General features: G+C 52.7%; 10 protein-coding genes. 6 read left to right on the top strand and 4 right to left on the bottom strand.

Translation table 11 applies throughout. From position 1 onward, the window contains the following. The first annotated feature begins 121 nt into the window (after positions 1-121). On the top strand, positions 122-1,819 hold the full coding sequence (locus tag OOT00_RS08125) for an FAD-dependent oxidoreductase (protein WP_265424820.1): 1,698 nt from the start codon (positions 122-124) through the stop codon (positions 1,817-1,819). Positions 1,820-2,037: 218 nt separating this feature from the next. Next, positions 2,038-3,378: an FAD-dependent oxidoreductase gene (locus OOT00_RS08120; protein ID WP_265424819.1), complete on the top strand. Its 1,341-nt coding sequence runs from the start codon at positions 2,038-2,040 to the stop codon at positions 3,376-3,378. Between the two features lie 63 nt (positions 3,379-3,441). Here OOT00_RS08120 and OOT00_RS08115 read toward each other — a convergent pair whose 3' ends face one another. Continuing rightward, positions 3,442-4,047 carry a 1-acyl-sn-glycerol-3-phosphate acyltransferase gene (locus tag OOT00_RS08115; protein WP_265424818.1) on the bottom strand — a complete coding sequence of 202 codons (606 nt, stop codon included), beginning with the start codon at positions 4,045-4,047 and terminating at the stop codon, positions 3,442-3,444. A 312-nt stretch (positions 4,048-4,359) separates the two neighbouring features. Between OOT00_RS08115 and OOT00_RS08110 the strand changes: the two genes are divergently transcribed. Further along, the gene (locus OOT00_RS08110) at positions 4,360-5,991 is read left to right on the top strand and encodes an ABC-F family ATP-binding cassette domain-containing protein (protein ID WP_265424817.1); all 1,632 of its coding nucleotides are present in this window, start codon (positions 4,360-4,362) and stop codon (positions 5,989-5,991) included. 14 nt (positions 5,992-6,005) lie between these two features. Here OOT00_RS08110 and OOT00_RS08105 read toward each other — a convergent pair whose 3' ends face one another. From OOT00_RS08105 to OOT00_RS08095, 3 genes are all read right to left on the bottom strand, one after another. Further along, positions 6,006-6,599 carry a nucleoside deaminase gene (locus tag OOT00_RS08105; RefSeq protein WP_265424816.1) on the bottom strand — a complete coding sequence of 198 codons (594 nt, stop codon included), beginning with the start codon at positions 6,597-6,599 and terminating at the stop codon, positions 6,006-6,008. Between the two features lie 252 nt (positions 6,600-6,851). Next, a complete protein-coding gene (locus OOT00_RS08100; RefSeq protein ID WP_265424815.1) occupies positions 6,852-8,402 on the bottom strand; it encodes a sigma 54-interacting transcriptional regulator in 1,551 nt (516 codons plus the stop codon). Further along, positions 8,399-8,554: a hypothetical protein gene (locus OOT00_RS08095; RefSeq protein ID WP_265424814.1), complete on the bottom strand. Its 156-nt coding sequence runs from the start codon at positions 8,552-8,554 to the stop codon at positions 8,399-8,401. The genes OOT00_RS08100 and OOT00_RS08095 overlap by 4 nt, the downstream gene beginning before the upstream one ends. A 114-nt stretch (positions 8,555-8,668) precedes the next feature. On the opposite strand from OOT00_RS08095, the gene OOT00_RS08090 reads away from it, so the two are divergent. From OOT00_RS08090 to OOT00_RS08080, 3 genes are all read left to right on the top strand, one after another. After that, positions 8,669-8,965, top strand: coding sequence for a hypothetical protein (locus OOT00_RS08090; protein ID WP_265424813.1), 297 nt, complete (start codon positions 8,669-8,671; stop codon positions 8,963-8,965). A 145-nt stretch (positions 8,966-9,110) separates the two neighbouring features. Next, positions 9,111-10,283, top strand: a complete 1,173-nt coding sequence (locus tag OOT00_RS08085; RefSeq protein WP_265424812.1) for an efflux RND transporter periplasmic adaptor subunit — start codon at positions 9,111-9,113, stop codon at positions 10,281-10,283. After that, the gene (locus OOT00_RS08080) at positions 10,283-13,408 is read left to right on the top strand and encodes an efflux RND transporter permease subunit (RefSeq protein ID WP_265424811.1); all 3,126 of its coding nucleotides are present in this window, start codon (positions 10,283-10,285) and stop codon (positions 13,406-13,408) included. The genes OOT00_RS08085 and OOT00_RS08080 overlap by 1 nt, the downstream gene beginning before the upstream one ends. Positions 13,409-13,469: the final 61 nt, after the last annotated feature.

Below are 13,469 nucleotides of genomic sequence, written 5' to 3'. Positions count from 1 at the left end.
CGGCCAACAACAAAAAATATGTAACCTTTTTTTGAACATACGCTCATTATACTCCGGTAAAAATCCGCCCGAATCCCTGAAAAGGGAAATGATATAAACCCTTGCGATCAAAGGAGCCCGGATGAAAAAACGCGTTGTTGTTATCGGCGGTGTGGCCTGTGGCCCCAAGGCTGCCAGCCGTATCAAGCGACTCATGCCCCATGCGGAAGTCACCATCATTGAAAAGAATGAAATCCTCTCCTATGCCGGATGTGGTCTTCCCTACTACATTGCCGGTGAAGTCCGGGATCATTCCGAACTCATGAGCACTCCTGCCGGGGTGGTGAGGGACACCCATTTTTTCAGAGCTGTCAAGGACATCACCGTTGTAAACCGCACAGTAGCGGAACGAATTGACAGAAAAACCAAAGAGGTCCATGCGGTTTCCACCCTTACGGGTGAACGGCGGGTATTCCCCTACGATGAACTGGTTCTGGCCGTTGGCAGCCGCACCATCCAGCCGCCCATTCCGGGCGTAGAACTCAAAGGGGTCAATTTTCTTTCCACGGTGGAGGATGCCCGGAAAATCAGGGATCAGGAGGGCAGTCTGGAAGGTAAGCATGCCGTGATCATTGGTGCAGGACTCATTGGTGTAGAAGTCACCGAAGCCTTTGTCAGGCAGGGAATGAAGGTCCGGATTGTGGAACAGACCGAACACCTTCTTGAAAATCTGGTAGATCCGGAAATTGCCTTTCACCTGAAAAACGAAATGCTGCAAAAAGGAGTCGCCCTGAATCTGAAGGACAGGGCAAAGGAAATTCTGGGGGATGATCAGGGCCGGGTACGGACCGTGGTGACCGAACAGGGAAGCTATCCTGCCGATATGGTACTCATTGCCGTGGGTGTACGGCCTGAAATCCGTTTGGCTGAAGAAGCGGGTCTTGAAATCGGCCCTCTGGGAGGTATCCGTGTTGACAGCCACATGCGCACCAGCGATCCGTCCATTTATGCGGGCGGAGACTGTGTGGAAAATACCAGCCGCGTTACGGGCAAGCCGGTTTATGCGCCCATGGGTTCCACAGCGAACAAACACGGCCGGGTCATTGCCGACAATATCTGCGGCAGGCCCACCCGTTTTCCCGGTGTTCTCGGTACGGCCATAGTCAGGATTTTCGATCTCTCCCTTGCCCGTACGGGCCTCACGGAAAAAGAGACCGGCCAGGAAGAACTTTCCGTGGTAACCGCCCTTTCCCCCGCACCGGACAGAGCCCATTTCCTGCCCTCAGCCAAAGTCATTATTATCAAACTCATCGCAGAAAACCCTTCGGGAAGAATTGTGGGCTGCCAGGTGGTGGGATACGGTGATGTGGCCAAGCGCATTGAGGTGGCCGTAACATCCATGAGCCACGGGGGTACGGTGATGGACCTCGGCAATTATGATCTGGCTTACGCTCCTCCCTTCAGTCCGGCCATGGACAACATCATTGTGGCGGCTAATATTGCGGAAAACAAAATCAACGACATCGGCCACGGCATCACTCCTTCGGAAGTCAGAACCCGCATGGAAGAAGGCGATGACTTTATTTTTCTTGATGTGCGGTCTCCTGAAGAATTTGAGCAGATACGCATAGAAGATGAACGGGTACGCCTTGTACCCCTTGGCAAACTGAGGGAACAGATAGAAACCATACCAAAAGACAAAGAAATTATAACGTTTTGCAAAATTTCCCTGCGGGGTTACGAGGCCCAGCGAATTCTTGACGGGGCAGGTTATGCAAAGGTGCGCTATATGGATGGCGGGGTTGTGGCATGGCCCTATAAAAAATTTGTCGCATCCTGAAAAAAACGATACTGTTTCCATACGAAAGAGGGGCCGGGAAATACCGGTTACCCGGCCGTAGCCCGACCCCTCCCAAAACTCCACGGCCGCCTGCCTGATCCTGAGCCATACCGTACCTGCATACCGGGTCCGGCGAACAGGCGGCTCAGCCCAGATGCCGCCAGGCATCACCAGCCAGTTTACACGATACGGATACTTCCTATCCGAAAGGAGTCCCTATGCACTTTGTCATCATCGGAGGTGATGCGGCAGGTATGAGTGCTGCCAGCCGCGCCCGTCGCAATGATCCGGCCATGGCCATCACCGTTCTTGAAATGACGGAAGATGTTTCCTACAGTGCCTGCTCCATGCCCTATGTCATTGCCGATGAAGAGGGCGACATGGAGACACTGATCATGCGGGCTCCTGCCGTTTTCCGGGAAAAGCAGAACATAGATCTTCGTCTCGGACACAGGGTGGAAGCCATTGACCCGAAAAACCGAAGGGTTTCCGGAAAGGATGCCGGAGGAAAACCCTTTGAGATTTCCTTTGACAAGCTGCTCATTGCCACTGGATCCGTTGCCAATATGCCCCTCATTCCCGGTCATGAGCTGCCCCATGTTTTTGTCTTGAAAAGCCTGGATGACGGCCGCAGAGTGAAAGCCTTTATAGAAGAAAAAAGAATTGAAAAAGCAGCCATTATCGGAGCAGGCTACATCGGCCTTGAAATGTGTGAAGCCCTTACGGAAAGGGGCATTACCGTGCAACTTATCCGTAACCGCCCGGAACTCCTGCCATGGCTGGCACCGGAGCTTTCTGCCGCGGTGGACACGGCGTTACGGGAAAAGGGAGTTCTCATCAACCACGGCTGCACCACGGAACGCATTGAGACCCATGACAGCAGGCTGGATATCTGCTGCAGGGAAGCCTGCTTTGATGCAGAAATGGTCCTCATGGCCATCGGTGTACGCCCCTCAAGCTTCCTTGCAAAGGAAGCCGGACTGGAGCTGGGGGCCGCCGGAGCCATTGCGGTGAACCGCAGCATGCAGACCAGCCATCCGGACATCTATGCGGCCGGTGACTGCGCCGATGCCTATCATGTGGTAACCGGAGAAAAAACCTGGATCCCCATGGCCCTCACCGCCAACAGGGCCGGATGGGCTGTGGCCGACCATATCACAGGCAGGCCCGTACGCATGGAAGGAGTAGCGGGAACCGGTGTTTTCAAAATTTTTGATGTGGAAGTGGCCCGCACCGGCCTCACTCTCCATGAGGCAGAAAAAGCCGGTTTTGACCCTGTGGAGGTCGTTGTAAAAACCTATTCCAGAGCCAAAACCGTTCCCGGATCCAGGCCCGTATGGGTGCAGATGGTGGGGGACAGGCAAAGCGGCCGCCTGCTGGGGGTTTCCATGGTAGGCAGGGATAATGAGGCCCGCCGCATCAATGCCGCTGCCGTAGCCCTGCACGCCAGAATGCGGGTGGTGGATTTCAGCACCACAGACATGGCCTATGCTCCCCCCTTCAGTCCTGTCTGGGACCCTCTGCTGGTGGCGGCCAATCAGCTTCTTAAAAAAATATGACCCTCTGGATAAAGGCGGGGCAAAGACTCCGCCTTTTAAACCGTCTGACGAAAGTCTGTCCGGCTATTCCTTTTCATCCTGAAAGGCCTTATCCGGATATTTGCCGCTAATACCGCTGTAAAAAGCACGGATGCGTTCCATATCCGCGGCCATGTCACCGGAAGGATACAGCAGCATACCCATCCCCCCTTTTTTTGTGGCATAATCCAGATACCCGAGACCAATGGGAACCTTTGCTCCCCGTGCGATATGATAAAAACCCGTTTTCCACTGGGATACCCTGCTGCGGGTTCCGGATGGCGGAATGATCAGCACCATCCTGTCCGCATGACCGAACACCTCCACAGCCAGCTCCACCGTATTTCCCTTCCGGCTTCTGTCCACCGGAACAAGCCCCATCCATTTCAGAAGAAACCCCAGGGGCTTTTCCGTAAGTTCTTTTTTGCCCATCATATACACCTTCAGCCGTAGTTTCAGGGCCAGAAGAAGGGTCCAGAAAAAATCCCAGTTGGACGTATGGGGTGCGGCAATCATCACCATTTTTTTTTCTTCTTCGGGGACATCTCCCTCTATTTTCCACCCGAAAAGCCATAAGATACCACTGGCCATCATCCAGAAAAACCAATTGAGAACCGGTGTGTCAAAAATTGTTGTTGTTTGAATTTTCATGCTTTTCGGGACCTTTCATTACGTCATCTGCTGCATGGAATTGTTCCAGAATGGGGCACCATAGGCAAAGGTGTTCCGGAAAACAAGTCGCGTGCAAGGAAATATCTGCCTGTTCCGGCTGAAGACGGCCAACGGCACCATATTTTCAACAAAGCCCTTATGTATTTGAAATCCCGCTTTTTCCATGTTATCCATGCAGGCTTTTTAAAGGCAAACAGCCGTATTTACCCTCTCCACTGTTTCCATGTGTTTCCTGTCTTTTGATATGATTTCCCCCGGCCCTCTGTTACGGGGCTTTGTAAGGAGTTTTTCATGATTCATCTGAATCGTATTTCACGTCATCACGGTAATCAGGTACTGTTTGACAATGCCAGCCTGCAGATTCTTCCCGGAACCCGTACCGGCCTTGTGGGTCCCAACGGTGCCGGAAAAACCACCATCTTCCGCCTGATCATGGGGGAGGAAATCCCCGATGGCGGAGATATTTCCCGCAGCCCGAAAATCCGCATCGGCTATTTTTCTCAGGATGTGGGGGATATGGCAGGACGCAGCGCACTGGAAGAAGTAATGGCAGCGGTAGGGGATGTGGTTACCCTGGGAGAAAAGATCAGAAAAATGGAAACATCCATGGCCGAACCCATGGATGAGAATGCACTGGCCGAACTTCTGGAACGTTACGGCGAGGCCGTGGAGAGTTTTGAGCATCAGGGCGGCTACGAGCTGGAATCCCGCGCCCAGAGTGTGCTCACTGGCCTTGGTATCGGTCCCGATGCCTATCACCGGCCCGTGGAAGCCTTCAGTGGCGGATGGAAGATGCGCATAGCTCTGGCAAAAATACTCACCACCAACCCGGATGTGCTACTTCTGGACGAACCTACCAACCATCTGGATCTGGAATCCATTCTCTGGCTTGAAAACTGGCTGTCATCTTCCTTTAAGGGGGCCCTGCTCATGACCTGTCATGACCAGGAATTCATGAACCGCATTGTTTCCCGCATCATTGAAGTCGGCAATGGAGGTGCCACCACCTACACCGGCAATTATGATTTTTTTATCAAGGAGAGGGAAATCCGGCGGGAACAGCTGGAAGCCAGCTTCAAACGTCAGCAGGACATGCTGGCCAAGGAGGAGGAATTCATAGCCAAATTTGCGGCCAGAGCCTCCCATGCGGCACAGGTGCAGTCCCGGGTTAAAAAGCTGGAAAAGATCGAACGTATTGTACTGCCGCCGGATCAGAAAAAAATGCGTTTTACTTTTGAACCACCACCCCGGTCCGGAGACGATGTGATTGCCATGGAAAATCTTGGCAAAAGCTGGCAAACACCCGAAGGGGGAGAGCACTCCGTTTTCGGCGGTATCTCCGGCATGATCCACAGGGGAGATAAAGTAGCTGTGGTTGGGGTGAACGGTGCGGGTAAATCCACCTTTTTACAGGTACTGGCCCAAAGGACCGAACCCAGCACGGGAAGGGTTACCATAGGAGCCAATGTACACGCAGGCTATTTCAGCCAGCATGCCATGGACATTCTCAATCCGGAACAAAGCGTGCTGGATACGGTTCAGGACGCCCTTCCCACCGCAGGACTGGGGGTGATCCGCAACCTCTGCGCCGCCTTTCTCTTTCAGGGGGATGATGTTTACAAAAGGATAGACAAGCTCTCCGGTGGAGAAAAAAGCCGGGTGGTTCTGGCTACCCTGCTGGCCCGGCCCTTAAATTTCCTCATTCTCGATGAGCCCACCAACCATCTGGACATTCAGTCACGGGAGGTACTGCTGGACGCCCTGCAGGCCTTTGAGGGAACGGTGCTCATTGTCAGTCATGACCGTCACTTTCTCCGCTCCCTTGTGGGCCGGGTTTTTGAAATCGACCATGGCCGCATGATTCCCTACGAAGGCAGCTATGACTACTATCTGCAAAAGCAGATGGCGCTGCAGGCGGGCTGAACCTTACCCTGAAATCAGTCTCTGGCATTATAGATAACACCACCTTTGCTGCTGTAGCTTTCCAGCACCTCCCGGCCTTCTTTCGCCATGAAATGGCGGATCACCCGGATACCGGCATTCTCCAGATAGGCATAGGAGGCATCAAAAACCGGGCCTTCATCAAAACCGATGGCCCGGGCATCTTCCGCAGCCGCCGCACAGACCACACGGCTGACACCGCTCCAGAGAATGGCACCGAGACACATGGCACATGGCTCACAGGAGGTGAAAAGCTCCCTTGTTTTTCCCGGCCCATGGAGAGTAAAGGAAGCAAGGGCTTTCTGGGCCATCATGATGGCCACCATCTCTCCATGCAGGGTGGCATTGTTCAGGGGAAACACCCTGTTGACACCCACCCCCAGCAGCCTGCCGCTTTCCTGATCAAAAATAGCCGATCCAAAGGGACCACCCGTATCCTGACGCACATTTTCTTTGGCAAGAAAAAGGGCAAGGCCCATTTTCTCTTCATCGGAATCATATTTTTTTTTTGTATCCACCACCGCTTCCACCCACGGGGGAAGTTCCACAAGCACCTGCTGAACAGGGCCATTTTTTTCTTCTGTCTGCATAGAAATTTCCTTTATTTTATAACTTTAGAAAAATTTTCCTTTGGCAAATCGAATACTTTCAATCAGGTGCATAGACAACCAGGCCATTTATTCGTGACGCAGTCCGGCACTTACGCTGAAAAACTCAAGCCCCTTTACGGGAGCAAAAATGTTTTAAGGATCTTGAGTGCCGGAATCCGAAACGATTCCAACCTCACTCACAAACAACCCGATTGTCTTATACTGGAGCGATGATTCTGAAATTATATTTTTTTAAGATTTTTCTTTTTTTGAAATCCCAAGCTTGCGCATCTTCCCCCTCAGGGTGCTGGGATGGAGACCCAGGAGGGCTGCAGCTCCGTCTTCGCCCATGATTTTTCCATGGGTTTTTTCCAGTGCCCTGCGAATGTGCCTGCCTGCGGCATCATCAAAAGAAAGAATGGGCTCATCGCTGCTGTCTGGGTTTTTCATTACAGGCCTCAGGGAAGGAATCCGGGGCATATCCAGCACAAGCACCGCTGTACCGGAAGCTCTGGCCTGACTCTGAATCAATCCTCTCTCCACAAGGTTCTGCAGCTCACGGATATTACCCGGCCAGCTGTGCTGACGCAGAAATTCCATGGTTCCCTCAGGAATATGTACCTTTCTTGTTATTTTCATCTCCTTGCATTTTCTTGCCACCAGATACTCCAGAAGGGCGGGAATATCCTGATTTCTCTGCCGCAGAGGCGGAATCATGATGGGAAAAACGTTGAGCCGGAACCAGAGATCTTCCCGGAAACCTCCCTCTTTGACCATCTGCTCCAGATTTCTGTGGGTGGCACTGATGATGCGTACATTGACAGGAATGGTTTCCGTACCGCCCACCCGTTCAATTTCCCTGCTCTGCAAGACCCTGAGCAAGCGCACCTGAGCACCCAGAGGAAGCTCGGCCACTTCATCCAGAAAAAGGGTACCGCCATCCGCCCTTTCAAAACGTCCTTTTTTCAAGGCAACAGCACCGGTAAAGGCCCCTTTTTCATGGCCGAAAAGCTCACTGTCGATCAAGCCTTCGGGAAGTCCTCCGCAGTTCACTTTCACAAAAGGACCACTGTGCCGGGGGGAAGCCGCATGCAGGGCATTGGCCAGAAGTTCCTTACCCGTACCCGTTTCTCCCAAAAGAAGGACCGGACTTTCCAGAGGAGCCACCTGACGCACCATCTGCATCACTTCTCTGAGACCGAAGTCGGAACCGATGATCCTGTCTCCGGAAATATGTCTCAACTCCTTATGGAGATATCGATTATCCTCTTCCAGCATCTCCTTCAGACGAACAATTTCCTCATACTGCAGGGCATTGGTGAGGGCAATGGAAAAGGGTTCATTGAGCATACCCATCAGCTCCGCATGGCTTTCGTCATAACGGTTACAACCTGCGGCAGCCAGCAGCAGCATACCGATCATCCGGGACTCCATAATCAGACTGGTACGAAGAACAGAAACGTCCTCGGGCCAGAAAAGGCCTATCAGTTCCTGTATACAGGGTTCTTCTTCTCTGGCATCATTGAGAATGCCAAAGGAAAAATCCGACCTCCATTCTTCCGTAACTCTGGGAACGGCCGCTTCGGGTATGGGAACGTTTGCCGCTACCTTCGGCCAGTGATCCGGGCAGATACGCACAATGGTACGGCCCATGGAGGTGGCCGGGTCAAAAAGCCCGATGTGAAGAGCATCCGCAGGAATAATCTTCTGAATATAAGCAAGGGTATTCTCCATGGCCCTCTGCAAATCCAGCCTGCCGCAGATTCGTAAGGTTGCTTCCCGAAAAAACACATTTTTATTCACAACCAAGGGCATCCTTTCCCTTTACCGCCTGTCAAATATGAAACAGCAACCCATAAAAAACCAAATATGACAGTTAAAATACCATATATGGCGGATAGTTCTATACCTGTTTTATAAAAACGCCCTTTTTTCAGGTTATTTATTTTTGGCATACTATATGCTTTATATGCTGTGGTCTTTTGGTAATGCTTCAAAGCCCTGCTTCCAAAACCCGATGCACCATTTTGCTTCTATCAGGGTTTTGAAGATGCTGATATGGAGGAAACATGCAGAATATAGAAATTATCCGCATATGCGCCTTTAATGAAGCATCCAGGGAACAGGCTATCATCAAAGCCAGAGAAATAAGCCACACATGCTGCCATGGAGGCGAAGGTATTGCCATATGGACCAGTACGGATCAGAATACGGATATGCTGATCCTGCTGAAACGCAAAGGAGATATCCCCGTAACATCCTACTCCATGGAAGGCCTTCAAATAGCTGATTATTTCTCCCGCTTCGGGTGGATCAGCCATTCCTTATGGCAGGATCTGCCCCATGAAAAAAAGAACAGCGGTTGATTTCCGCCAAGCCTTTTCTGACCTGCATACTGCCCCTTATTATTTGGTAAGAGCATCATGATTTTCAAAATGGTGAGCCACTTTTCATCTGAAATGAAAATCTTTTTTCAAGTCCGGTACCACCTATGTTTTTCTGGAGGGAAACATGCCTATTTTCAAGCGCCTGCAAACCATGCGGGTTCATGTTGTTCTTTTTACCGTTCTTCTGCTTGCCCTTGCGGCCTGCAACCAGTCTTCGGAGCCCTCAGAGGAACCCCGGACCGGATACCATCCCCCCCCTCCCGCCGTTACCACTCTGACGGTACAGGAAAGGGATGTAAAGGTTTTCAGTGAGTATCCTGCCCGTATCCATGGTGCCCGTCAGGTACAGGTTCGGGCAAGGGTCGAAGGAATTCTTCAGAAGCGTCTTTATGTGGAAGGTCAGATTGTCCGGGAAAACGATGTTCTTTTTCAAATCGACCCGGAACGCTATGAAATTGCCCTGCGCCGTGCGGAAGCGGAACTGGCCAATGCCGAAGCCAGCCATGCCGATGCCCAGCGTGAATGGCGTCGTTCCGTCACCCTTTATGAGGCCGATGCGGTGAGCGAACGCACACGGGATCAGGCCTTGACGGAACTGGACCTGTCAAAGGCCCGGCTGGATCTGGCAAGGGCCGCTGTGGATGAAGCACGCCGCAATCTTCGCTACACGGAAGTACGGGCACCTCTCTGCGGCGTTACCGGTATGGAAACCCTTTCCGAGGGCAATCTTCTGGAATGGGGCGCTCTGCTCACCACCATTACCCAGCAGGATCCGGTGCATGTACGTTTCTCCCTTCCGGAAGACGATGCTGCCATACAAAGCGCGGCCCGGCGGGCCATGGGAAAGACGGAGAACGGAAACCACCGGTATGAAGCCACCCTTATCTTTTCCGACGGTACGGAATATGACCTGAAAGGGGAACTGGATTTCACGGCCAGCACCATAGATCCCAGAACGGGTACGGTGACGGCAAGGGCGGTGTTTCCCAATCCGGACAACAGCCTGATACCGGGCCAGTTCATCCGTGTGCGTGTGCAGCTGCAGAGTTTCACGGATATCTTCATGATACCCGAAGACGCTGTCACTCAAGGTCCTCAAGGACCGAGGGTTTTTCTGGTCAATCATAAGGATATGACTGTTTCCCGCAATGTAACCCTGGGAACCGTAGTCCATGGTGAACAGATTATCCTGAAAGGTCTTGAGAGGGGCGACCGGGTTGTCATTATGGGGCACGTTTCCCTCAGAGACGGCATGGAAGTATCTGCCACGGAAAAAATATCTGAGGAGGCATCCTGATGTTCCGATTTTTTATCGACAGACCGATTTTTGCATCGGTGATATCCATTATTATTGTACTTTCTGGTGCCGTTGCCTTAAGCATGCTGCCCGTGGAACAGTATCCCGATGTTGTGCCGCCTCAGGTTGTGGTGACCGCCATCTATCCCGGTGCCAGTGCGGAAGTAATGGCGGAATCCGTGGCCGCTCCCCTTGAACAGGAAATCAACGGCGTCGACAACATGATATTCATGGAGTCAACGGCCATGGATGATGGATATCTCCGCATCATTGTCTCCTTTGAGTTCGGCACAGATCCGGATCAGGCCACCATCAACGTGAATAACCGTGTACAGGCCGGTCTGGCCAAACTGCCCCAGCAGGTAAGGGATCAGGGTGTACGGGTAGAGGCCCAGTCCACCAATATTCTTATGGTACCTGTTCTCTACTCTCCGGACGGCAGCCTGGACACCCTGTTCATGGCCAACTATGCCCTTCTCAACGTACTGGATGAACTGGTCCGTCTGCCCGGCGTGGGGGACGCATCCCTGTTCAGCAGGGACGATTACTCCATGCGTATCTGGCTGAGGCCGGACAAGCTGGCCCAGTTTGAACTGACACCTTCCGACGTGGCAGCCAGCATCCGGGAACAAAATGCCCAGTTTGCCGCAGGCCGCCTTGGTGCGGAACCTTCTCCCAAAGGTCAGGCCTTCACCTTTACGGTGAGCACCCGTGGCCAGCTGGCAACACCGGAAGAATTTTCCAGAATCATTCTCAGGGCCGATGAAGACGGCGGTACCCTGCGCCTTGGTGATGTGGCCCGTGTGGAGCTGGGTGCCCAGAGCTATGCGGCCTCTACTTCCTTCAACGGAGATCCGGCCGTGGCCATGGGGGTTTACCTTCAGCCCGGTGCCAATGCCCTCGATGCGGCCACAGCCGTTCATAATGCCCTGGAACGACTTTCCGGATCCTTTCCCGAAGGTCTTGCCTATGTGGTTCCCTATGACACCACAGAATTTGTTGAAATCTCCATCAAAGAAGTTTTCATCACCCTGATTATTGCCGTTCTGCTGGTTATTCTTGTTACCTTCCTTTTTCTGCAGCGTCTGCGTGCCACCCTCATTCCCGTGGTGGCCATACCCGTATCCCTCATCGGTACCTTTACCGGTATGCTGCTGCTGGGCTTTTCCGTCAATCTTCTCACCCTTTTCGGACTGGTTCTGGCCATCGGAATTGTGGTGGACAACGCCATTATTGTTCTTGAAAACGTGGATCGTCTCATCCGTGTGGAACATATGAGTGCGCGGGACGCCTCCATAGAAACCATGAAACAGGTGGCCGGTGCCGTTATATCCTCCACGCTGGTTCTTGTGGCTGTTTTTGCACCCGTTGCCTTCCTTGGGGGGATGACCGGGGAGCTCTACCGTCAGTTTGCCGTTACCATTGCCGTTTCTGTAGTGGTTTCCGGCGTGGTGGCCCTGACCCTGACCCCTGCCATGTGCGCCATTCTTCTGGACAGACCGGCACGGAAGGTGTCCCTTCCCTTTGTTCTCTTCAATAAAGCTTTTGACCGTATCACATGGGGTTTTACCCGTATGGTGACCCTTGTGCTGCGCAATTCCCTTATCGGTTTTCTTCTCTTTGTGGGCATCATTGCCGCCACAGCCTACTATCTCGATCGTATGGCCTCAGGGCTTGTTCCCCAGGAAGATCAAGGCGTTGCCATGCTGGCCTACTATCTGCCTCCGGCATCCGCACTGCCAAAAACCGTAACCGTCAGAGAAAATCTGTCCCACAGGGTTACAGGGCTTGAAGAAGTAAAGGAAATTACGGCCATTGCCGGTTATGACATGTTCGCAGGATCCCTTCGCACCAATGCGGGTATTGCCTTTGCCAATCTTACGGACTGGCGGGAAAGGGAAGAACCGGGACAGGATGCCCAGTCTGTGGCCGGTAAAATTATGGGGATCGGCATGGGTATTCCCGAAGCCAATGTCTTTGCCTTTACCCCGCCCCCCATACAGGGGCTTTCCCTCACAGGAGGCGTGGAAGGTTACCTCGCCGTACGGGGAGACATTACAGCCAAAGAAATTGAAGCACTGGGGCAAAAACTTATGGCAGCGGCCAATGCCCGGCCAGAACTGATCAATGCCCGCATCACTCTGGATACCAGCATTCCCCGCTTCCACGCGGAAGTAGACAGGGAAAAAGCCCGCGCCATGGGTGTTCCCATCAACCAGATTTTTGAGACCATGCAGAGCACCTTCGGCTCCCTGTACGTGAACGACTTTATCTTTGCCGGTCGTAACTGGCAGGTAAACATGCAATCAGAAAAGGATTTCCGGAGCCAGCCCGAAGACCTCAACAAGGTGTTTGTCCGCTCCAGCCATGGTGATATGCTACCCCTGAGCTCACTGGTAACGCTGGAGCGGACATCGGGTGCAGACATCATCAACCGATTCAACCTCAATACCGCAGCCCGTTTTCTGGCAGATCCGGCCCCCGGCTACACATCGGGTCAGGCCAAGGAGACCATGGAAGAACTGGCCTCCGAACTTTTCAATGATGGGAATATCCTCATCGGATGGATAGGAGAAGCCTATCAGCTGGATGCGGCCGCAGGATCAGGAGCCATCGCCTTTGCCATGGGTATTCTGATGGTTTTTCTCATCCTTTCTGCCCAGTATGAACGATGGAGCCTTCCCATAGGGGTTCTTTCCGCCGTTCCCTTTGCCGTTCTGGGTGCAGCCATGGCCTCTCTGCTCAGGGGATTCCCCAATGACATCTACTTTCAGGTAGGGCTTCTGGTACTCATCGGCCTTGCCGCTAAAAATGCCATTCTTATCGTGGAGTTTGCCGCCCAGAACAGAAAGGCAGGCATGAGTTCCATGGAAGCGGCCATAGCAGCGGCCCAGCAGCGTTTCCGTGCCATCGTCATGACAGCCCTTACCTTTATCATCGGAACGCTGCCTCTGGTTTTTGCAAGCGGAGCCGGTGCCGCCAGCCGTCAGGAAATCGGTACCGTTGTTGTGGGTGGCATGATTCTGGCCAGCTCTCTGGCCCTGATATTTGTTCCCCTGATATACAAACTGGTGGAAGATTGTGCCGGCTGGTTCAAAAAAGAAAAAAAGGGTCAAAATGCATGAGATTCAATGCCTTGAAAGGAAAAGGAATGAGAACCCTGTCATCAAAAATAATCCTGCTTTT

It is taken from the genome of Desulfobotulus pelophilus (assembly GCF_026155325.1).
GTDB lineage: Bacteria > Desulfobacterota > Desulfobacteria > Desulfobacterales > ASO4-4 > Desulfobotulus > Desulfobotulus pelophilus.
Note: the sequence above shows the minus strand (reverse complement) of the source record. Positions and strands in the feature narration are given on the sequence as shown.

Coding starts and splice junctions, on each gene's coding strand:
- OOT00_RS08125 (WP_265424820.1), top strand. CDS start 122: ATGAAAAAACGCGTTGTTGTTATCGGCGGTGTGGCCTGTGGCCCCAAG.
- OOT00_RS08120 (WP_265424819.1), top strand. CDS start 2,038: ATGCACTTTGTCATCATCGGAGGTGATGCGGCAGGTATGAGTGCTGCC.
- OOT00_RS08115 (WP_265424818.1), bottom strand. CDS start 4,047: ATGAAAATTCAAACAACAACAATTTTTGACACACCGGTTCTCAATTGG.
- OOT00_RS08110 (WP_265424817.1), top strand. CDS start 4,360: ATGATTCATCTGAATCGTATTTCACGTCATCACGGTAATCAGGTACTG.
- OOT00_RS08105 (WP_265424816.1), bottom strand. CDS start 6,599: ATGCAGACAGAAGAAAAAAATGGCCCTGTTCAGCAGGTGCTTGTGGAA.
- OOT00_RS08095 (WP_265424814.1), bottom strand. CDS start 8,554: ATGCCAAAAATAAATAACCTGAAAAAAGGGCGTTTTTATAAAACAGGT.
- OOT00_RS08090 (WP_265424813.1), top strand. CDS start 8,669: ATGCAGAATATAGAAATTATCCGCATATGCGCCTTTAATGAAGCATCC.
- OOT00_RS08085 (WP_265424812.1), top strand. CDS start 9,111: ATGCCTATTTTCAAGCGCCTGCAAACCATGCGGGTTCATGTTGTTCTT.
- OOT00_RS08080 (WP_265424811.1), top strand. CDS start 10,283: ATGTTCCGATTTTTTATCGACAGACCGATTTTTGCATCGGTGATATCC.